Genomic DNA, 22,252 nt, shown 5'->3' with positions numbered 1-22,252 from the left:
TGAAGGTGATCAGTGATGGAAGCGAATAAAACGATAGTGCGAAACGTAAAGATCGAAGACCGGTTGTATGACTTGACTCTGGACCTGACGACAGGCTGCGTGGCAGAGATTGAAGCCAGCGGTAAAACGATGCCGTCCGCAGCGGACTTCGCGCGAGTCTGGGATGCTGACGGGCTGCTCTACCTGCCGGCCTTGTCCGATATGCATATCCATCTGGACAAACATTTTCTCGGAGAGCCGTGGAAGCCGCTGCAGCCTTTTGTTACGTTACCCGGGCAGCTAGAGTTCGAAACTCGCATGCTGGAAGCACTGCCAACGCGTGCTGCGGAAAGAGCGCACCGGCTGCTGCAGCTTCTGCTGATGAATGGGACAACGGCGATTCGGACGCATGTGGATGTTGATCCCAAGCTTGGACTTTCTCATCTGGAGGATATCCTGGAGGTCAGAGAGCATTTTAGAGGGCGGATGGCTATCGAGATTGTAGCTTTTCCGCAACAGGGCCTGCTGCGGTCCCAATCCATATCGATTATGAAAGAAGCGCTTCGGGCAGGAGCGGATTACGTAGGAGGAGTTGATCCGGCCGGGCTGGACGGACAGGTTGACGCGAGCCTGGAAGCGATGTTCGAGCTCGGCACGGAGTTTAATGCCGGCGTAGATCTGCATCTGCATGACCCCGGGCATCTGGGAACCTATACGATTAGCCGATTCGCTGACTTGACCTTGGAGGCAAGCCAAAGCGGTCGTACGGCTGTCAGCCACGCCTATTGTCTCGGGCAGGTCAGTGAAGCCGAATCCCGAGAGCTGGCGCAAAAGCTTAGCGCAAGCCAAGTTGCGATTATGACCAGCGTTCCTATCGACCGTCCTATGCCGCGGGTAGATCAGCTGCTTCAGGAAGGGGTTCGGGTTCATGTCGGTTCGGACAATATTCTGGATGCGTGGAGTCCGTTCGGCAACGGAGATTTGCTTGCGCGCGGCTCAAGGCTGGCTGAAAAATTCGGCTGGATTACGGACGAACAGCTACTGCAAACCTATCCTCTTATCTCATCGGATTCGCTTGTTCCGAAGGTTGGAGACCGCGCAAGCTTTTCTTTGGTTAATGCCTTAAATGCCCAGCATGCTATCGCGGCTGTACCTCCCCGCGAAGCCGTCTTTTCCGGAGGGATGCTGGTAGGCGGCCGTTGGCACGTAAGCGTTAGACAAGATCAAATCGTATTAGCTTAATCATTGTGATAAGCAGAGCAGTGTGTCCCGAATGGATGCACTGCTTTTTTTGTTGCTCCGCATTCCCGAACATCCGGCTTGATTATCTTGGAATTACATACATTTTCCGTAGATTTGCATCTTATTCCAATAGCCTTATCCTTCCTATAATTAGTGATATGCCAATGAAAGGAGGACCGTTAAGGGACAACTTGTAATCGCTTCCAATTGAAAGGCCAATCAGAGTTATCATTCGAGGAGGAATAGAATGCGCAACAAGCATATCGCGTGGCTGTTAATTGCTACGCTGCTGATCACAAGCCTGTTAGCATCCATTGGAGAACCCGTATCCGCTGCGGGAGGAACGAATCTCACCCTTGGCAAGACCATTACGGCAAGCGGACAATCGCAAACGTACATGCCAAGCAACGTGAAAGACAGTAATCAGGCTACTTATTGGGAAAGCGCGAATAACGCGTTCCCGCAATGGATTCAGGTTGATCTAGGTGCCGTTGCAAGCATCGATCAGATTGTACTGAAGCTGCCCGCTGGCTGGGGAGCGCGGACGCAAACCCTGGCAGTCCAAGGAAGCGCGGACGGCTCGACGTTTTCGAACATCGTTGCTTCCGCCAATTACGCGTTTGATCCGGCCGTTCGGAACAACACGGTTACGATCAACTTTGCCGCGGCAAGCACCCGTTACGTCCGTCTGAATGTTACGGCAAATACCGGATGGCCGGCAGCCCAGTTATCCGAGTTCGAAATTTATGGAGCGAGCACTCCGGCAGCACCCGGTACATATCAAGCGGAATCCACCGTTTTGTCGGGCGGGGCCAAGGTAAATACCGATCATACGGGCTTCTCCGGTACCGGCTTCGTTGACGGATACTGGACGCAAGGGGCATCGGCTGCTTTTACCGCAAACGTAGCTTCCGCCGGTAGTTATGACGTCGCTTTGAAATACGCCAATGCCAACGGAGCTTCGAGAACCGTCAGCATTTACGTCAATGGCACAAAGATTCGTCAAACAACGCTGCCAAATCTGGCGAATTGGGATACTTGGGGAACCAAGGTAGAGACGCTTACGCTAAATGCAGGCAATAATACGATAACCTACAAATACGATGCCGGGGACTCCGCGAACATTAACATCGACGAGATCACAGTAACAGCGTCCAACTCGCCGACACCAACACCAACACCAACACCAACACCAACACCAACACCAACACCAACACCAACACCAACACCAACGCCAACACCGCCGGCAACCGATAACATCGCGATTGGTAAGACCATGACGGCATCCTCAAATACGCAAACGTTTGTGGCTTCGAACGCTAACGACAACAATACGGGCACGTATTGGGAAGGCGGCAGCAACCCGAGCACGTTGACGCTTGATCTCGGCAAAAACTACGATGTCACCTCCATCGTATTAAAGCTGAATCCGGCGAGCGAGTGGAGCACTCGCACCCAGACGATTCAAGTGCTTGGCCACAATCAGACGACAACAACATTCGGCAATCTTGTCTCCTCGCAGTCGTATACCTTTAACCCGGCTTCCGGCAACACCGTGATGATTCCGGTTACGGCTACGGTAAAACGGCTTCAATTAAACATTGCGTCCAATTCCGGAGCTCCGGCAGGTCAAATCGCGGAATTCCAGGTATTCGGCACGCCTGCGGCCAATCCGGATTTGACGATTACGGGCTTGTCCTGGTCGCCGGCGTCACCGGATGAATCCAGCGCAATTACGCTTAACGCAACGGTTAAGAATGATGGCAATGCCGGCTCCGCGGCAACTACCGTCAACTTCTACCTGAACAACGAGCTAGCCGGTTCTGCTGCAGTGGCGGCATTAGCTGCCGGTGCTTCTGCTCCCGTATCCGTCAATATCGGCAGCAAGACAGCAGCAAGCTACTCGGTCAGCGCGAAAGTAGACGAGAATAATGCCGTCATCGAGCTTAACGACAACAATAACAGCTATACGAATGCGGCGGCATTGGTGGTTGCGCCAATTGCAAGCGCCGACTTTGCCGGAACAACCTCATGGACGCCTAGCAATCCGGTAGCCGGCAATTTGATTGCCTTTACGGTAAATCTGAAAAACCAAGGTACCGTAGCTTCCGCTGGCGGCTCCCATGCCATTACCGTAGCCTTGAAAAATTCGGCCGGCTCCACAATCCAGACGTTTAGCGGCTCGTATAACGGTGCTTTAGCCTCGGGGGCTTCGGCTAATGTAAGCATTCCGGGCACTTGGACGGCCGTCAACGGCAATTACACCGTAACGACAACCATTGCAGCGGATGCCAATGAAGCGGCGTCCAAGCAAGGAAATAACGTAAGCACATCGAATCTGGTTGTTTACTCGGTCCGTGGCGCAAGCGTACCGTATACCCGGTACGATACGGATGACGCAACCCGCGGCGGCGGAGCAACGCTGCAATCCGCACCAACCTTTGATCAATCATTAACGGCATCCGAGGCTTCCGGGCAAAAATATATCGCGCTTCCTTCGAGCGGTTCCTATCTGCAATGGACAGTACGGCAAGGTGAAGGCGGAGCGGGCGTGACGATGCGCTTTACGATGCCTGACTCGGCGGACGGCATGGGTCAAAGCGGCTCCCTTGACGTCTATGTCAACAATGTGAAAGTGAAGACCGTAGCGTTATCCTCTTACTATAACTGGCAATATTTCTCGGGAGATATGCCGGCGGATGCTCCAGGCGGAGGACGGCCGTTGTTCCGCTTCGACGAGGTGCATTGGAAGCTGGATACTCCGCTTCAGCCGGGAGATACTGTTCGCATTCAGAAAGGAAATGACAGCATCGAATACGGGGTAGACTTCATCGAGGTCGAACAGGTTCCGACGGCAATTGCCCAACCGGCTAATTCGGTGTCCGTGACCGATTACGGCGCGATTGCCAATGATGGGCAAGATGATCTTACGGCTTTCAAAGCTGCGGTTAACGCAGCGGCAGCGGCCAACAAAACGTTATATATCCCTGCAGGCACGTTCCATCTCGGCAACATGTGGGAGATTGGCTCGGTCAGCAATATGATCAATAACCTGACGATTACAGGCGCGGGTTATTGGTATACGAATATTCAGTTTACGAATCCGAACGCAGCCGGCGGGGGGATCTCGCTCCGGATTACAGGCAAGCTGGATTTCAGTAACGTCTACCTGAATTCGAAGCTTCGTTCCCGTTACGGTCAGAACGCGATTTACAAAGGCTTTATGGACAATTTCGGAACGAACTCCAAAATCCATGACGTATGGGTGGAGCATTTCGAATGCGGCTTCTGGGTGGGGGATTATGCCCATACGCCTGCGATTTACGCGAACGGGCTGACGATCGAGAACAGCCGAATTCGGAACAATCTGGCGGATGGCGTCAACTTTGCTCAAGGCACCAGCAATTCCATCGTTCGCAACAGCAATCTCCGCAATAACGGCGACGATGCTCTGGCGGTCTGGACGAGTAACACGAACGGCGCTCCCGCAGGCGTGAACAATACGTTCTCCTACAACACGATTGAGAACAACTGGCGCGCGGCGGGCATTGCGTTCTTTGGCGGCAGCGGACACAAAGCCGACCACAACGTGATTATCGATACCGTTGGCGGCTCCGGCGTCCGTCTGAATACGGTCTTCCCGGGCTATCATTTCCAGAACAATACGGGGATTACGGTCTCGGATACAACGATCATTAATAGCGGTACGAGTCAAGACTTGTATAACGGGGAGCGGGGAGCGATCGACCTGGAGGCTTCCAATGACTCGATCAAGAACGTGACCTTTACCAACATTGATATCATTAATGCGCAGCGTGACGGGATTCAATTCGGTTACGGAGGCGGCTTCGAGAATATCGTCTTTAACAACGTGACCATTGACGGTACCGGCAAAGACGGGGTAACGACGTCGAGGTTCTCTGGCCCGCATTTAGGGGCGGCCATCTATACCTATACGGGGAACGGATCGGCAACGTTTAACAATCTGGTTACGAGAAACATCGCCTATCCGAACGTGAACTACGTGCAAAGCGGATTCGCGTTAACTTTTAATTAGAGGAAAGGACCACTCCGATTGACTTGGAGTGGTCCTTTTTCAAGCGCGATTTACACAAACAAAACGTGGCGTTCATACAATCCCTCATGTCCTTTTATATACTTGAGAAGACGACTTTCAAGGACTAAGGTGATAGATACGATGATTAAAAAACGAGATTTGCACGAATGCCACTCCTTGTATCATTTATTGGTTGATCCCTCTGTTTTCCCTTACGTTCGCTACAAACCCCAGTCGTATGAAGAGTATTTATTCGCAACCAAGCAGTTGATCGTCGAAGAGGAGCAGGGCACCTGTATTTCAAGAACGATTCTGAATGAGACGGGACAACCCATTGGCAGTATCGATCTCTACGATATTGTTAACCATACAGGCTTCCTGGCTACATGGATCGGCATTCCTTATTTCGGCAAAGGGTATAACCAGCTGGCTAAGGATGCTTTTTTCACGGAGCTTTTTCTGGAGCATGGGATTGAAACGGTATTTATAAAAATCCGCAAGCAAAATATCCGATCGAAAAAAGCGGTCGAGAAGCTGCCCTATGTCACCTTAGCCAATGAGCTTAATCCGTATATGTATACTCGAATCAATCAGACCGAGCAAATCTATGATTTGTATCAAGTAGAAAGGTCGGTCTTTTTGGATAACAGCCATGTCATTCAGCAGGAGATTGCGACTTAATAGCATTCGTTTTTCTTTCGTCACAAAGCCATCCCTCGCGGGATGGCTTTGTGTGCTTGCTGGATGAGCAATGTCAGGAATAAATGAGGTTGGCGCAAAACTGGCTTAAGCTATGACCGGTTTTCTTTTTAAACATGCGGCCAAAGGTATGGACATCCGAATAACCAACGCTTTCGGCGATTTCGCTGATTGTAAGGTTGGAATGGATAGCCAGCTCTTTGGCCTTATTTATTCGTAGCCAAGTTAAATATTGCATCGGAGACATGCCCATATACTTGCGGAACACGAGCAGCAGGTAGTTTTTACTCCAGCCGCTAAGCACTTCCAATTCCTTGAGTTGCACATCCCGGGTATAGTGTTCGTGCAGATAATTTTTTACGAGCACGACTTGAGGTTTATTCGAGGCATCATTCTTAGCTTGTGCATCTTCCTTGTTACGCTGGGAAGCTTCGGCCAAGATGCGCATCAGCAGGCTTTGGCATCGCATTTGATGTATTAATCCGGGTTGTCTGTAAGAGGTGACCAGGTCGGATAGCATGTTGTTGATGGGATGCTCGGAATAGTTGCCGAGATAATGCTTGCTTTCATACAATTCGGGGATCGGAAATGGCGAGAGGCCAAAGTGAAAAACAATGGAAATGCAAACATACGGCTCCGAGGGATGAGGTAGAATCGAGTGCCGCTCCATGGGACGATGGAAGAGCAGGTCTCCTCGCGTTGTCGTATAAGGCGTGCCTTCGATGGGGTAGTCCGCTATGCCGTCAACGACATATTGAAGGACATACTGCTTCATCTCCCGGTTACGGATTGCCCAATGGCTGGGGGCTGAGAACATATGGGCAAGCGTAATGTAAGGCGGGAAATAGTAATCGGGCAAAACGCCGATCGTTTCATTTGGTCCAAGCCCGGAGAGCTTATAGTAATCCATAACGTATCCAGCTCCTTGTAGAGACGATGCTGATGGAATTATATCAGATCTGACAGGTTGTTCTCTATGGATAGCAGGATAGGTCAGTTTTAACGCAGGATAATGAATTGTTTTCGATGAGGCAACTCCTTAGAATCTTAAGAAAACGAGGCAAAGGGGATCCAATCGACATGAGCACGCAGCCGGTATTAACAGTACGCACGAAGGAACGAGGCGCGGAATTAGGCGACTTGTTCGGGATATTTTTCGAGGATTTGAATCATGCGGCGGATGGGGGGCTTTACGCGGAGCTTGTTCAGAACCGTTCCTTCGAATTTGATCCGATCGACCATCCCGATTACCATGCTTTCATGGGTTGGGAGAAGGTAGAAAGAGGCGGCGGACAGGCGGAAGCAACGATCGGGGAAAGCCAACCGATTAACGCGCGTAACCCTCATTACGCCGTAATTGATATTGCTGCGGAGGGGAATGGCGTTGGACTTATGAATCTTGGTTTCAACAGCGGCATTCCCGTCAAGCAAGGCGACCGTTATTTATTTTCCGTATTTGCGCGGCGTGACGCCAGCTTCCATGAACCTCTGACCGTCACGATTGAAGGGGCGGACGGTACCGTTTACGGCGAGGCGGCCATTGAGGTCCATTCATCGGAATGGATGAAATACGAGGCTGTAATAACGTCAGCCGCGACGGATACGGGCAGTCGTCTTGTTCTTTTGACAAAAGGGCAAGGGAAGCTGTATCTCGATATGGTATCGTTGTTCCCGGAGAAAACTTATCTTAAGCGGCCTGGGGGCTTAAGAGAAGATATTGCGAAGCTGCTTGCCGACCTGAAGCCGAAGTTTATGCGTTTCCCGGGCGGTTGCCTCGTGCATGACGGCTCCTTGAACCCGGATGACCGAAATTCGATGTACCGGTGGAAAAACACGATTGGCCCCGTTGAGCAAAGACCGGCCAGAAGGAACAACTGGCGCTACAATCAGACGCTGGGTCTTGGCTATTACGAATATTTTCAATTATGCGAGGACATCGGCGCCAAGCCAATCCCGATTCTGCCGGGCGGCTATGATCCGCATCACAACCGAATCGTTCCGATCGAGGAGCTGTCGCCATGGATCCAGGATGCGTTAGACCTCATTGAATTCGCTAACGGCGATGCTTCGACTACATGGGGAGCGATTCGCGCGGAGCTGGGTCACCCGGAGCCGTTTGGGCTTGAGTATATCGGAATCGGCAACGAAGAGGTTGGGGAACCGTTCTTCGAACGATACCCGTACTTCCATCGCGCCATCAAAGAGAAGTATCCGGCAATGAAGGTGATAAACTCCTCGGGGCCATTTGCCGCGGGAACGGAATATGAACGCGGCTGGCAATCTGCCAGAGAACATCAATCGGATCTGGTGGACGAGCATTATTACAGTTCGCCGGAATGGTTCCTGGCCAACTACCATCGCTATGACAACTTCAAAGCGGATGACCCGAATGTGTTCCTCGGCGAATATGCGTCTTGGGGGAACACGTATTATAACGCACTTGCCGAAGCGGCTTATATGACGGGTCTTGAGAAAAACGCGCATGCCGTAGGACTTGCCTGTTATGCACCGCTCCTGTGCAACGTCGATTACGTGAACTGGAAGCCGGATATGATCTGGTTCAACAATCATGAGGTTTACGGCACGCCTAACTATTATGTGCAGAAGATGTTTATGCATCATCAAGGGGATCAGCTCATCACGATCGAAGCAAGCGGTCTGGAAGCTGCTCCTTCCGATATAAAGATGCCGATTAACGGAGCTTTATCCCTTGAGACGGATCGCTGCTCCTTCCGTTATTGGGATATCGTGCTGGTGAACAACGACAACGGAGAAGTGAAAAAGCTGAACGGTGGCTTGCCTTGCACGCTTTCCGATACGGAAGAAGACAGACGGAACGGGACGTCGGTCAAGGCAATTGATCTAGGGGAAACGGATTGGGAGAACTACACGATAACCTTGAAAGCGCAAAGAATGAGCGGACCTAAAGGCTTTAATCTCAAGTTCGGGCAAACGGATGAGAAGAATAAGCAAATCTGGGAGTTTGGCGGCTGGCAGAATCAGGATTCGATTATTGCCTCCCATATCAATGGAAGAGGCTCCGTCCTCACTCAAAGCCTTTTTAACGTAGAAGATCATAAAGAATACGACTTGAAGCTGGAAGTGTCGGGTCGTCGGATACGCGCATGGATTAACGGCGAGCTTATTAATGAGACGGAAGATACGCTGCCGGTCATCGAGCCTCTGTATTATTCCGCCAGCTATGATCGCACAACCGGCGATACCATCATAAAGGTTGTGAATGTACAAGGCAGCTCGGTTAAAGCTGACCTGGTGCTGGAAGATTTGCCGAAACCGTTCCTGAATGTTGATATCCACGAGATGTCCGGCCATTCGCTGGATGACGAGAATACATTCGAAGCCCCTGACCGGGTATCCCCGAAGCAGAGCCGTATCCGTGTCCAAGGCAACCGGTTTGCGTACGATTTTCCCAAGCATTCCATTACGGTATTTAGAGTGAAATAAAGCAAGTTTTCGAAAAAATCGCCTAAAAAGCGGTTTTTTTGTTGTTTCGTCTATTTGAGATCCATACAGCTGTTATTCGAAAAGGGGATCGTTATGCTGAACCGGATATGGAAGCCCAGCTTAATGAGGCAGATCTTGATCTTGATTGCGCTTATGCTGGTCACGCTGCTTATTACGTATATCATTACGAACCGCATTGCCCAGCAAATTATCGAACGGAAGGTAACCGCGTCCGTCAATACCATCCTGCAGCAGGTGAACGAGAAGATGACGAGCTTCGACAGCGACATGCAGGGAATCTCGACCTTCTTGTTTTATAGCCCTACCGTGCAGACTTATATCAAAGCGGACGATATGCTGGACCGGGTATTAATAAACCGCGAAGTGCTGTCGGTGTTCGCCAACACGATGTCGATGAAATCCAATATTAGAGGGATTCAGCTGTATGACCGAAGCGGGAAGCTGATGACAAGGCTTGGCGAGGGCCAGGACGAGACGACGGCACCCGTGCAGACGATGTCCTATTCCGGGTTGGTTAATCTGGATGACCGTCCGACGGAGCATTTTTACATCATTACGGCTCCGATCTACGGACTGGACAGCAACCATATCGCAACGGAATACCGGGGCACCGGCCGTTACGTGATGGATGTCTCTAACCTGAGCCCGATTCTGAGAAGCGCAAAAGTTACAGCCAACTCCCGGGTTATGCTATTGGACCGGAACGATCATATCTTAACAAGCGAAGGCAAGGTGTCCAGCAGCGATTCGGTGAACGTAGGCAAGTGGAAGGCGAACTCGAAATTTATCGTCCAGTCGATTACGCTTGCTCCTTCCGGCTGGAAGCTGATCAGTATCATTCCGAAGAGCGAGCTGCTTAACGAGCTGGGAACGGTTAAACGGATTAATATTACAACCTACGCCATTATGTTCGGCATTCTGTGCATGTTCCTGCTTATTTTCTTCACCCGGATACTCAAGCCCATTAAATCGTTGATGGATTTCATCAAATCCTATCCGAAAAACGGAGAGGATAGCCGCTATCAGGTCGTTCATAAAAACGAGATCGGCGTGCTTGGCCAAAAGCTGAACAATATGCTGGACGATATCAGCGAGCTAAGCGACGAGGTCCGATCTACCCAAATCCGGATGCTGGAAATTGAGCTGGCCAAAAAACAAATGGAAATATCGGCCTTCCGGAACCAGATCAATCCGCATTTTCTCTATAACACGCTGGAAAGCATCCGCGCCATGGCCTTTTACCATGATGTCCGCGATATTGCGGATATTTCGGAGTCTCTGTCGCGCATGTTCCGCTATGCGGTGAAAGGGAGCAACTTTGTGACGATTGCGGAGGAGCTGGCCCACATTAGGGAATATGCGAGAATAATAGATTTTCGTTTCAGAGGGCGGTTTAAGATCGTTACCCGCTGCGAAGAGAATTTGCTGAACGAGACGATGCTCAAAATGTTATTGCAGCCGCTTGTTGAAAACGCGGTATTTCATGGGCTGGAACGGAAGCTGGGCGAAGGAGAGGTGTTGATCGATATCCATAGATCCGCCGATTACCAGATCCATGTTCTTGTTCAGGATAACGGCTACGGCATGAGTGAGAGCCAGCTGCAAGAAATAAGGGAAGGCTTTACCGGCGTTCAGGAATTTGTCTCGGGGGAACAAGGGAAGCAAAAGGGGATCGGAATCTCCAATATCTACAACCGCACGTTTTTATTCTATGGCGATGCTGCAACGCTTGAGGTTGACAGCGTGTTAAATAAAGGGACGTGCGTCAGGATTTCTTTCCCACCGCACGTCAACGAGGGAGGAAACGAACATGTATCGCGTGTTAATCGTGGATGATGAGCCTTGGGTCGCTTACGGCATATCAAAGCTTATTGATTGGGAGTCGGAAGGGTTTCAGGTTATTGGCGAAGCTTACGACGGTTCATCGGCTTTGCGGTTTATTGAGGAGCATCGTCCCGAAGCGGTAATATCGGATATCCGGATGCCGGGGCTTAACGGAATTGAACTGCTGAATGAAATAGCCAAGCAAAAGCTCGAGACGGAAGTTATTCTTGCGAGCGGGTATTCCGAATTTGAATATGCCCAGCAGGCGTTGCGGCTTGGCGCATTCGACTATTTGCTTAAGCAAATCGAGAAGGAACAGCTGCTCGAAACGATCGGGCGTTTGAGAGGCTATTTGGAGCAAAAAAAGCTGGATGCCGGCGACCCCGATGCACAGCTTAACGATTTGTTTGAACTGCTGGATGCCGATGGTCATACTACGATCGGTCAGTATATGTTCAATCGGGGGATAAAGCCGGAGCATCCAAATGTTCTGCTCATCAATGCTCTATTTCCGTATGCTACGGCGACGGATTCCTCCGAGAGAGTTGCGGAAATGCCTGAGATGAATGCCCATGTCATGAGAACGGGCTCAAACAAGCTGTCCTATATTTTGCAGTATGATGAAGCCTTGCATGCCAAGGAGCTGTTGGATTTTATAACCGGCAGTCTTAATGATGCGAGCCATATCGGAATCAGTATGCCGGCTGATTTGTCTTATCCGCTTTCAAAGATGTTTCATGCGGCGGATATCGCGTTATTCACTTCATGCTTTTATCCGGATCAACGGATTGTCCGTTATAAAGAGAATGAGGCAATGGCCGCCGGGATCTCGGGAACTATGCTGCAGCTGGAGCTGAGCATGAAAGAACGAAAACTATCGGGTATGCAGGAATGCCTTCAACGGCTGATGGAGCAATGCCGGGGCATGCAGCTGGACCAATTCGCCAGCGTGTACAATCAGATCATTTCGCTTATCCATAAGTATTACAGCCAGGCAAGCTCGCAGCAGGATATAGAATTTCTGACTTACGATCAGCTGGCAAGGACATATTCTTCGATAGATGCCGTATTTGAGAGGTTGAAAAATGGCTTCGAACTGGAAGGTAAGCCTGATCTCCCGGTAATAAGCGGGCAGGTTAAAGCGGTAATGGACTATATCGATTCAAGCTTTACGGAGGATATTATGCTGGGGGCTATCGCCAAACGTTTTAATTTGAGCCTTAGCTATCTTAGCTTCCTGCTTAAAAAGGAGACGGGAACCTCTTATTCGGACTATATTACGGGCAAAAGAATCGCGCTTGCTAAAGAGCTGCTGAAGGAAAGCTCTATATCCGTTCACGAGGTTGTGGAGCGGGTTGGCTACAAAGATTATTTTCATTTCAACAAGCTGTTCAAGAAGCATGTCGGGTTAACGCCAAGCAAATTCAGAAAGTTATGAAAGCGCTATCTACAATCCGCACCAATTTGCAAAATTACAAACATATGGCTGAGGGCTGGATCCAACTATGATGGGAAGGGTAAGAGCCATTATAAGTCTTAAGGGGGAACAAAGGTATGAGAAAGCATTACAGCTTGTGGACGGTCATGCTATTGTCTTGTTCGATAGCGCTTTCAGCCTGCAGTTCGAATCAACCGAATAACAGCCAGGAAGGAATGAATAATGTGCCAGCCAATTCTGCGGAACCGTCCTCCAGCAGTACGGCGGAGAACACGGCTCCGGTCAAGCTGACGTGGTTTTCTGACGTAAGCGGATGGAATCCGCCGTCGCCATGGAATTCGGATCCCAATTCGGTAGAAGGGACAATTACAAGCAAGACCGGCTTATCGTTCGAATTCAACATTCCGGCTCAGGATGCGGGAACGAAATTAAGCCTGATGCTTGTCTCGTCCAATAAGCTGCCGGACATTATGACGCTGACGGACGGCACGCTGGAGAAGAAGCTGATTGACGCGGGCAAAGTATGGAATCTGGACGAATTTCTGAAGAAATATAATCCATCCTCTCCGCTTCTGACGAATTTTCCGCAGGATTTGAAGCAAGCCTTAATCGAGCGCGACGGCGGCTGGTATGCTTATCCGAGCCATATGGATACGCAGGATGCTAGAGAGATCTACCCGCCTTCAAGCGAATTTTATTCGGATGCCGCAAAGTACCGGAATAACAACTCGATTATGTTTAATCAGGAGATTATGAAGCAAGCGGGTATTAAGGAGGAGGAGTTAAAAACGGAGGACGGAGTCCTTGCGGCTTTCGAGAAAGTGAAGGGGCTGAAAATCGATGGAGCGCCTGTTGTTCCGCTGCTGATTAACGGAAAAGATTATCAAGGTTTATCGGTTGGCGGGACAGGACATGGCAGCACCCTTGGCACGCTGGAAGCCATGTTTGGCGCTATGCCGGTCGATAAGGATGGCAATTACCGCGACGTTATCCTGGCTCCGGAAACGAAGCATGCGCTTGATTTCCTGTACAAAGCGGCAAAAGCAGGCGCATTTGATCCAAGCCAGATGACGGTGGATGATACATCCATAAAGGCATCCGTCAAGACTGGCAGGGTATTCAGCTTCATCGGCAACTCCGCAAATACCGGATTTACGGACGAGAATGCGGTCGGTACATGGATTACGCCAGGCCCGATGATGTCGAATGAGGGGACAAAGCCGGTAGCAGGCCGCTCTCTGAAAGCAGGAACGGGCTGGATGAATACGTTTATTTCAAAGGATGCGCCTAACCCGGAGAGAATTGCCAAGTTGCTTGATTTCATGACCAGTGACGAAGGGCTCATACTCAACTATTACGGCTTCGAAGGAACCGACTACACGCTGGACGCGAACGGACTTGTCGTGCAGACGGAGCAAGGTTTGAAGGATGCGGCCGATTATTCCAAGACAGGCGTATTCGCGTTCTGGCCGTTCCACAATATTGCCTGGCATGATCATGCGACGGTTGCTCCAACCTCCAATAAAGGGGCAGACAGCGTTATGGCGATGCAGGTACAGACGACAATCGGCAAAAACTCCGAGATTTACGATTCTTCCGCGCTGATTATGCCTAGCAATTTCATTGAAGCGGGCAGCAAGCTGGCCAATGATCAACTGCAAATTAAAACCTATCTCGAGGCTCAAATATCCAAGATTATTCTGGCTAAAGACGAGACATCAAGAGATAAGCTCTATGACGATATGATCGCTCAAGTGAAAAAGATGGGACTGGACGATATCAATGCGAAAATCAACGAACAGTTCCATAAGCAGCAGGAAAGCTACGGCACAACGATTAAAGGCATCAATTCTTAACTAAGGAACGAAGGGGATCGTGTCAAAGCCGAATCGGAAGCTTCGGCACGGTCCGCCCTTTAGCAGGAGGGAGTCGGCTGATGAATCCGTCGGATAAAAAAAGGAAGAAGCAAAAGGGCTACGCGCTGCAATCCGACTTGCGAACGCAGACCGAGCTAGCGGTTATGATTGGGCCAGGCGTCATCTCTATTATCGTATTCAGCTTTTTGCCGCTGTTCGGCTTGCTGATGGCATTTAAGCATTACGACCCGATCAGCGGCGTTAAAGGGATATTTACAAGCCCATGGAATCACTTCGATAACTTCAAGCTGATCTTTGATAACTTTCAATTTTGGCCGATGGTCAAAAATACGCTTGGCATTAATCTGATCGGGTCGCTGGTCGGCATACCCGTTACGATTATTTTCGCTTTGCTGCTTAACGAAATCGTCAGTACCAGGTTCAAATCGGCTATTCAGACCATTACCTACTTGCCGCATTTCTTGTCTTGGGTCATTTATGGCGGCTTGTATATTACGCTGCTGAATCCGCAGGAAGGGATTATCAATTATTTGCTGGTTCATCTGCATCTGGTGAAAGAACCTCTTCAATTTCTATCCGATCCAAGCTATTTCTGGGGTCTGGCTATCGTGACGAATCTGTTGAAGGATCTAGGCTGGGGAGCGATTCTGTACTTGGCCGCGATGGCCGGCGTCGACCAATCGTTGTACGAAGCGGCGTCAATCGACGGAGCGGGACGGTTCAAACGAATGTTCCATATTACGTTGCCCGGCATCATGCCAACTTTAATGATCATGATTATTTTCGCGGTAAGCGGCATGCTGAACAATAACTTTACGCAAATTTACGTGCTGCAGAACTCCTTGAACCTGCCTGCGAGCCAGGTCCTCGATACGTACGTCTATCAGACGGGCCTATTGAATTTCCAGTTCGATGTCGCGACGGCTATCGGATTAATGAAGTCCGTGCTAGCGCTTGTCCTGCTTGTGGGAGCTAACTATGCTTCGAAAAAAATTACAAAATCAGGTCTGTTCTAAGGAGGCATCCCGGTATGGTTGGAGGAAAGTCTCTAGGAGACCGTACATTTTCCGTTACGAATACAGTGATCATGGTCGTGATCATGATTGTGACCGTATATCCTTTTTGGTACGCCATTATCAGTTCCCTGAACAGCGGGATCGATCTGCAGCGCGGACCGGTGTTTTTATGGCCTCGTATATTTACTTGGGCGAGCTGGCGAGCGGTTCTGGCCGATCCGGGTCTGCTCAGCGCAGCCTGGATTACGATATCCCGTACGGCGTTCGTAACGATCATCTCGATTTTTTATACGGCGATGTTCGCTTACGCCTTCTCGCGTCCCTATTTAAAGTGGAGAAAATGGTATATGGCGCTTGGATTCACCAGCATGTATTTCAGTGGCGGCCTTATCCCGTCTTTTTTATTGATCAACTGGCTCCATCTCTATGATAATTATTGGGTTTATATTATTCCTTCTTTGTTTGGCGGCTTCTGGAACGTTATTATCCTCAACGCGAATTACAAAGCGATTCCGGATGCCTTGTTTGAATCCGCCAAGCTGGACGGGGCAAGCGAATTCTCGATTTTCCTGCGACTTGTTCTGCCACTGTCGAAGCCGGTATTGGCGGCATTGTCGATCTTTACGGCGGTCGGAATTTGGAACGATTACGGAACAACGCTTTATTTCACGCAGTCCAATGACCTTCAGACCCTGCAGTATTTGATTCTGAAGCTGCTTCAGACAAGCTCGGCGGTGGAGCAGCTGTCCAGCTCGGCCTCGCTGTCCAATCCCGCCGTATCCGAGCTGCTGTCTTTGGCGCAAGGACAAGGCGAAATTACGTCGCGTACGATTGAATTAGCCTCCATGGTCATCGCGTCGATACCGATGGTTGTGATGTACCCGTTTGCTCAGCGGTTCTTTATTTCGGGCGTATTGTTAGGTTCGGTAAAAGGTTAATTCCAACTGGGAACGGAGAGGAACAGCGGCTATGAAAGCACCTTTATTCAGAGATCCGATTTATGACGGGGCAACGGATCCTACAATCATTTATAACCAGGAAACAAAAGAATGGTGGATGGTGTATACGAGCAGACGGGCAACCGCGGAAGGGCCTGGGGTAGCCTGGGTGCATGGCTCGGATCTCGGAGTTGCGACGTCAGCGGATGGCGGACGGAATTGGGTATATCGGGGGACGCTGCCAGGGCTTGATTTCGAGTGGGGGCGCAATACGTTCTGGGCACCGGAAATTTATTGGCATGACGGCATTTATCATATGTACGTCAGCTATATTCAAGGCATCCAGGTGGAGTGGACGGGCGATCGCCGGATCATTCATTATACGAGCAATAACCTGATCGACTGGCAATTGGAAGGACCTCTTTCCCTTAGCTCGAATCGCGTCATCGATGTATGCGTCCATGAGCTTCCGGGAGAAGGCTTCCGGATGTGGTACAAGGATGAAGAGCATGGATCGGCTACTTACGCGGCGGACAGCGACGATTTATACCATTGGCATAGCGCCAGACCCGTGCTCACGCATCGCGGGCATGAAGGACCTAATGTCTTCCGGTTCAAAGGCAGCTATTGGATGATTATCGACGAATGGAGAGGGCAGGGCGTTTACCGCTCCGATGATTTGGACAATTGGGACCGGAACGGGATGATTCTCGAAACCCCTGGCGTCCGTAAAGATGACGAATGGATCGGCCATCATGCGGATGTGGTTGTCTCCGGGGACGAGGCTTATGTCTTTTATTTCACCCATCCGGGACGCAGCGGAATGCAGGAGGGCGGAAAAGAAGGATACGAGCAGCGCCGGTCATCCGTTCAAGCAGCACGGCTCGATGTGCGGGACGGGATTCTCGTATGCGACCGCGACGAGGATTTTGAGATAAATTTGTTAGCAGAATAGAAAAAAGAGGCATTCCCGGACTTCATGCTACGTCCGGAAATGCCTCTTTTTGTAACGGTTGCCTCTCACGTTCACCCCGATTACTCCTCCGAGAATAAGTACGGCTCCCGCGAAATGATGCCAGGCAAGCGTCTCGCGCAATACGAGTATTCCTGCCGATATCGTGACAAGCACCGAGAGATTAATGAATACGCTCATTTGCGAAGCTTGGATATGACTTAGCGCATAGTTAGTCAAATACGAAGTGAGGAGCGAGGATAGAAGTCCCAGATACAGAATCGAAATAACGAAGCGCATATCCGCAAATGGTTCGAAATAGTCCGCGAGCGTTCCCCTAACCGCATGCTGCGAGAGAGAAATTGCGTTAAAAACAACAAAACCAATGCCCATCATTATATAAGTCATTTCGGCTACCCGGTATGTCTGCGTCAGCTTCCTTGCCATGACGTTATACACGGCAGAAGAAAAGGCGGAGAGCAGAATCAGAATATAACCCGTTAATTTAGCGGTTCCCGTACCGGTTTGTTGACCGGACATGACGACAATAAAGCTGACGCCGCCAACAGACATTAGAATGCACAGCTTTTGCCAGCCTGTTGCATGCTCCTTGATGAGCAGTGCAGCAAGCACCATGGTCATAATCGGAATTGCGGCCTGAATAATCCCGGCTTCCGATGACGGGAGTCGAGACAGCCCAAAGGCCTGAAAAACAAAGAAAAGGGAGGGGTAAAAGACGGCGATTGGCAGCAGCTTAATGAACCCGGGGCCGGACATTCGGAACTTCCCCCATCCCATTAAAGCGAGCAGATTCGCCGCTGCGAAGCTTACCGTGAACCGATGGGCAAGCAAACCAACAGGGTCGGTTGAACGCAGGGCGAATTTGACAAATATAAACGAGAAGCCGATGATGACGGCGTACGCTACGGCAGCCGCATAAGCTCTAGAGATTGGTGTGGACAAGGACATTTCTTAACCCTTATAGCTGTCCCGCCATTGCAGCAAGCGGGATTCCAATACGCGCACGAGAGAGTCGGTCAGTTTGCCCACAACGGCAAAAATAATAATGCCGACAAATACAACCCCTGTCCGCATATAAGAGCGGGCATCCTGAATGAGATAACCGATGCCTTGATCGGCACCCATCAATTCGGCGACTACTAGGCAAAGCCAAGCCGTGCTCAGCGATAGCCTCATGCCAAGCAGAATGTTGGGCATTGCCGCAGGCATGACGACTTTAGTCAACTGGTGGAAACGGCTGAATTCCAGCACCCGCGCTACATCAAACAGCTTTGAATCGACGTTGCGCACGCCAAGAAACGAATTGACATATAGAGGGAAGAATGCTCCCATTGCAATAAGCAGCACTTTAGATAACTCCCCGAACCCGAACCATAGGATAAACAGCGGCGTAATCGCTAGAAGCGGTACGGTCCGGAGCATCTGAATCGTAGGATCCAACAATTCTTCGGTTCGTCTGTATAAGCCGTTAAGCAGACCGAAGAGCAAGCCAAGACCGCCGCCAATCAGGAATCCAACCATGGCGCGAAGCACGCTGATTCCGAGATGATGCGTTAACTCCCCGGATCTAAGCATGTCGTAGAAATCGCCGAGAATGGAGGTCGGAGGAGGGAACATTTGACGGGATGCCAGACCGTTTGTGACCGCAAGCTGCCAGGCAACCAGCACAAGGACCGGGATAAGAGCACTTAATAAAAATCTTTTTACTCCTGCTTTTCCAATCATGCGAATAGACAACCTTTCCGTGGTATGTAATTAAATCTCATAGCTGTTGCCCTCTTCTTCGACATGATCCAAAGCGCTTAGAACCTGCGTTCGCAGCTGCTGGAAAGAGGCGCTGACCCGGTTGCGCGGATAAGGCAGATCAACGGGAATAATCGCTTTAATCCTTCCCGGTCTCGCATCCATAACGACAACCCGATTCGATAGGAAAATAGCTTCGTCGATATCATGCGTGACGAGCAGCATCGACGTCTTGTTCTGCCGCCAAATATCGAGCAGCGATTCCTGCATATGATTGCGGGTAAAAGCGTCCAGCGCGCCAAACGGCTCGTCGAGCAGCAAGACCTGCGGGTTGCGGACAAGCGCGCGGGCGATAGCGACTCGTTGCGCCATGCCTCCGGAAAGCTGCTTCGGATAAGCCTTCTCGAATCCTTGAAGACGAACCAGCTCAATCATCTCGTCGACTTTTTGGCGAACCTCGGGATTTTTGAGCGACAGATCGGCGGCAATATTCTTCTCCACCGTAGCCCACGGAAACAACCGATGCTCCTGAAAAATAAAGCCCTTCTCTTTGCTTGGACCACTCACGTCGATGCCGTCAAGCTGCACCAGTCCTTCATAGTCAACGTCAAGCCCAGCCGCAATCTTGAGCAACGTGCTTTTGCCGCAGCCGCTTGGACCGATAATGGATACAAACTCTTGTTTTTTCAGGCTTAACTGGACATTGTCCAGTACATGGGTAGCCTTGTCCGCCGTGCGGAATGTTTTGCTTAACTGACTGATTTCCAATGCTTCAGCAGTCATGAGACAGCCTCCCTGCAATGATGTAAAATTGCGTCCAATGAATTAGGGAGAATATTAGCAGACAGCAAAAACCGTTGTCAATAAGCGATTTCACGAATAAATCGCTTATTAGAAGCTGTTATATTCCCGGATCAAATAGTTCAAAAATTCCTTCTGCGCAATCGAAAAATGTTTATTGGCAAGCCTTGCCCACCCCAAAGAGACGGTAGACGGCTCATGGCCGACAAGAGGAATCATGACAATATCTCCGTTAAGGACAAGCGGGTCATTCTCCATCGCATACTCGATGAACAGCCCGATTGCAGCGCCTTCCGCGATGGTCCGTTTTAACAGCTCAATGTTGTTGGAGGTAAACAGGATATTTACTTTCCCGTATTTGTCCATGAAGTCCTTCAGATACCAATTCGACCATACGCCGTCGATGTTGACAAAGGGCTGGCCAAGAAGCTCCTGCGGCGTCAAGCTTTTGTTCATCGACAGGCTCGAGCGTCTTCCTACGCACACGACCATTCGCGATACGTGCAAGGTCTTCATCTGCAAATCCTTCACATCCGACTGCTTGTGGTTATCCAGATAGATAAGCCCGAGGTCGGACCGGTCTTCCTTCAGATCCTGTATAACCTCTTCCGTGCTTTTCGACGTGATCTCAAGCGTCACGTTAGGGTAATCCCGCTTGAACGCGATAATCGCTTTCGTCAGCACCGCCATGAAATTAGGACCAACCGAGAAGCGCACCTCGCCTTCGGTCAACGAGCCTTTTATCATCGATTGCTCGCGAATTTCCTCCATCCGGGCCAAAATCTCGAATACCTTCTCGATGATGATCTTCCCGCGGTCGGTTGGAACGGTGCCGAGCCGGGACCGTTTGAAGATCGTGATGCCAAGCTCCTGTTCCAGCTTGGACAATGCTTTGCTGATTCCGGCTTGGCTGACATGAAGCTGTTCCGCGGCTATGGTAATGGATCCGGTCCTGGCAATTGCGGCAATATATTCAAATTGCTCAAGGTTCATGTAAACACCTCTGATACATAACTGATAGTTATGTTAATATATTTCATAGTTATTTTACTAGATTAATCGGAAATATTACAATACGTATATCCGACCCAATCGATTGGATAAACGAATACAAGCAAATGAGAAAACAAGGGGATGTACATGATGAACGCTGCAGCAGTAAAACGAAAGCCGGCATGGAAGTACGGCTTGATCATTTTATCCGTTATGATTGGCTTGCTCACTCTTTCAGCCTGCGCGGGCAAAGGGGACGGAGATAAAAAAGTAACGGTAAATATCGCCATCAACGGCGGGTTAAACCTTCTGTCCATTGCGAAGAACAAAGGATTTTTCGAAGAGGCGTTCGGCAAAGTCAATGCCGATGTGAAATGGAATGAATTCCAAAGCTCCGTGCCGCTGCTTGAGGGCGTTGTCTCAAACCGCGTCGACTTTTCCTTTATCGGCGACGGTACCGTCGTAACGGGCAAAGCAGCAAAAAGTCCGTTTACGGTAATTTCCGTTACCGGCGTCGAGGGCAATCAGAACAGCGTGATCGTCAAGCCAGACAGCAAGATTCAATCGGTTGCCGATTTGAAAGGCAAGACGATTGCCGTAGCGAAAGGCTCCTCCGGACATATTTTTCTTATAAAAGCACTGGAGAAAAACGGCTTGTCTGAGGATGATGTCAAGCTTGTGCAGCTTCAACCGGATGAAGCGAATCCCGCCTTCCAATCCGGAAGCGTTGACGCGTGGGCAATCTGGGATCCGATTGTAACGATGGAGACGGAAGCCGGTCATGCCCGCATTCTGGAAAGCGTGAAGACGATGGGCTTTGTTGCTCCGGCCGTAATGATCGGCCGCGATAAATTCCTGAAGGATCATCCGGACCTGACGGCGCTGTACTTGAAAGTCTACCAGCAAACGGTAGATTGGGTGAAGGGGAACATGGATGAGGCGGTTACGATTCTAGCAACCGAGAAGAAGATGGATCCGGAGCTGGTACGTACGCTGCTCGAGAATACGCATTATATCAATGAGCCGGTATCGGGCGAGATTGAAGCAGCCATGCAGTCAACGGCCGATATTCTGGAAGCGACAGGCACGGTGGATACAAAGGTAGACATCAGTAAAGTGTACGACAACTCGTTTCTTAACGAAGCGTTGAAGTAACGGCTAGTCTACTTAACAGGAGGTTTCAGCT

Annotated in this window: 16 protein-coding genes; 11 read left to right on the top strand and 5 right to left on the bottom strand. The window is 50.1% G+C overall.

Features of this window, described 5'->3' with window-relative positions; all coding sequences use genetic code 11:
• The first annotated feature begins 15 nt into the window (after nucleotides 1–15).
• The 3 genes from WFK81_RS09470 (at nucleotide 16) to WFK81_RS09460 (ending at nucleotide 5,959) form a co-directional block, all read left to right on the top strand.
• Nucleotides 16–1,221 carry an amidohydrolase family protein gene (locus WFK81_RS09470; protein ID WP_336786164.1) on the top strand — a complete coding sequence of 402 codons (1,206 nt, stop codon included), beginning with the start codon at nucleotides 16–18 and terminating at the stop codon, nucleotides 1,219–1,221.
• 247 nt (nucleotides 1,222–1,468) lie between these two features.
• Complete coding sequence (locus tag WFK81_RS09465; RefSeq protein WP_336786163.1) at nucleotides 1,469–5,278, top strand: discoidin domain-containing protein; 3,810 nt, start codon at nucleotides 1,469–1,471, stop codon at nucleotides 5,276–5,278.
• A 141-nt stretch (nucleotides 5,279–5,419) separates the two neighbouring features.
• Nucleotides 5,420–5,959 (top strand): GNAT family N-acetyltransferase, encoded by a 540-nt coding sequence (locus tag WFK81_RS09460; RefSeq protein WP_336786162.1) that lies wholly within the window; start codon nucleotides 5,420–5,422, stop codon nucleotides 5,957–5,959.
• 73 nt (nucleotides 5,960–6,032) lie between these two features.
• Here WFK81_RS09460 and WFK81_RS09455 read toward each other — a convergent pair whose 3' ends face one another.
• On the bottom strand, nucleotides 6,033–6,887 hold the full coding sequence (locus WFK81_RS09455) for a helix-turn-helix domain-containing protein (RefSeq protein WP_336786161.1): 855 nt from the start codon (nucleotides 6,885–6,887) through the stop codon (nucleotides 6,033–6,035).
• Between the two features lie 170 nt (nucleotides 6,888–7,057).
• Between WFK81_RS09455 and WFK81_RS09450 the strand changes: the two genes are divergently transcribed.
• The 7 genes from WFK81_RS09450 (at nucleotide 7,058) to WFK81_RS09420 (ending at nucleotide 17,511) form a co-directional block, all read left to right on the top strand.
• Complete coding sequence (locus WFK81_RS09450; protein ID WP_336786160.1) at nucleotides 7,058–9,442, top strand: alpha-L-arabinofuranosidase C-terminal domain-containing protein; 2,385 nt, start codon at nucleotides 7,058–7,060, stop codon at nucleotides 9,440–9,442.
• A gap of 54 nt (nucleotides 9,443–9,496) precedes the next feature.
• Complete coding sequence (locus tag WFK81_RS09445; RefSeq protein WP_336786159.1) at nucleotides 9,497–11,299, top strand: cache domain-containing sensor histidine kinase; 1,803 nt, start codon at nucleotides 9,497–9,499, stop codon at nucleotides 11,297–11,299.
• Nucleotides 11,274–12,725 (top strand): response regulator transcription factor, encoded by a 1,452-nt coding sequence (locus tag WFK81_RS09440; RefSeq protein ID WP_336786158.1) that lies wholly within the window; start codon nucleotides 11,274–11,276, stop codon nucleotides 12,723–12,725. The genes WFK81_RS09445 and WFK81_RS09440 overlap by 26 nt, the downstream gene beginning before the upstream one ends.
• Nucleotides 12,726–12,841: 116 nt before the next feature.
• Complete coding sequence (locus WFK81_RS09435; protein WP_336786157.1) at nucleotides 12,842–14,581, top strand: extracellular solute-binding protein; 1,740 nt, start codon at nucleotides 12,842–12,844, stop codon at nucleotides 14,579–14,581.
• A gap of 80 nt (nucleotides 14,582–14,661) precedes the next feature.
• Nucleotides 14,662–15,618, top strand: coding sequence for an ABC transporter permease (locus WFK81_RS09430; protein WP_127495297.1), 957 nt, complete (start codon nucleotides 14,662–14,664; stop codon nucleotides 15,616–15,618).
• Nucleotides 15,619–15,632: 14 nt separating this feature from the next.
• Nucleotides 15,633–16,556 (top strand): carbohydrate ABC transporter permease, encoded by a 924-nt coding sequence (locus tag WFK81_RS09425; protein WP_127495296.1) that lies wholly within the window; start codon nucleotides 15,633–15,635, stop codon nucleotides 16,554–16,556.
• Nucleotides 16,557–16,587: 31 nt separating this feature from the next.
• A complete protein-coding gene (locus WFK81_RS09420) occupies nucleotides 16,588–17,511 on the top strand; it encodes a family 43 glycosylhydrolase (protein WP_336786156.1) in 924 nt (307 codons plus the stop codon).
• Nucleotides 17,512–17,538: 27 nt separating this feature from the next.
• Here the strand turns inward: WFK81_RS09420 and WFK81_RS09415 are convergent, their stop codons facing one another.
• The 4 genes from WFK81_RS09415 to WFK81_RS09400 all read right to left on the bottom strand — a co-directional run bounded on the left by WFK81_RS09415 (nucleotide 17,539) and on the right by WFK81_RS09400 (nucleotide 21,066).
• Nucleotides 17,539–18,477, bottom strand: a complete 939-nt coding sequence (locus WFK81_RS09415; RefSeq protein WP_336786155.1) for a DMT family transporter — start codon at nucleotides 18,475–18,477, stop codon at nucleotides 17,539–17,541.
• Nucleotides 18,478–18,480: 3 nt separating this feature from the next.
• Nucleotides 18,481–19,254 carry an ABC transporter permease gene (locus WFK81_RS09410; RefSeq protein WP_336786154.1) on the bottom strand — a complete coding sequence of 258 codons (774 nt, stop codon included), beginning with the start codon at nucleotides 19,252–19,254 and terminating at the stop codon, nucleotides 18,481–18,483.
• A gap of 30 nt (nucleotides 19,255–19,284) precedes the next feature.
• The gene (locus WFK81_RS09405) at nucleotides 19,285–20,055 is read right to left on the bottom strand and encodes an ABC transporter ATP-binding protein (protein ID WP_127495292.1); all 771 of its coding nucleotides are present in this window, start codon (nucleotides 20,053–20,055) and stop codon (nucleotides 19,285–19,287) included.
• Between the two features lie 108 nt (nucleotides 20,056–20,163).
• On the bottom strand, nucleotides 20,164–21,066 hold the full coding sequence (locus WFK81_RS09400) for a LysR family transcriptional regulator (RefSeq protein ID WP_336786153.1): 903 nt from the start codon (nucleotides 21,064–21,066) through the stop codon (nucleotides 20,164–20,166).
• A gap of 150 nt (nucleotides 21,067–21,216) precedes the next feature.
• On the opposite strand from WFK81_RS09400, the gene WFK81_RS09395 reads away from it, so the two are divergent.
• Nucleotides 21,217–22,221: an ABC transporter substrate-binding protein gene (locus WFK81_RS09395; protein WP_336786152.1), complete on the top strand. Its 1,005-nt coding sequence runs from the start codon at nucleotides 21,217–21,219 to the stop codon at nucleotides 22,219–22,221.
• The last annotated feature ends 31 nt before the right edge of the window (nucleotides 22,222–22,252 follow it).

The organism is Paenibacillus sp. MMO-177, from assembly GCF_037147795.1.
Taxonomy (GTDB): domain Bacteria; phylum Bacillota; class Bacilli; order Paenibacillales; family Paenibacillaceae; genus Pristimantibacillus.
The sequence above is the reverse complement of the archived record's forward strand: the minus strand, read 5'-3'. Positions and strand labels throughout refer to the sequence as shown.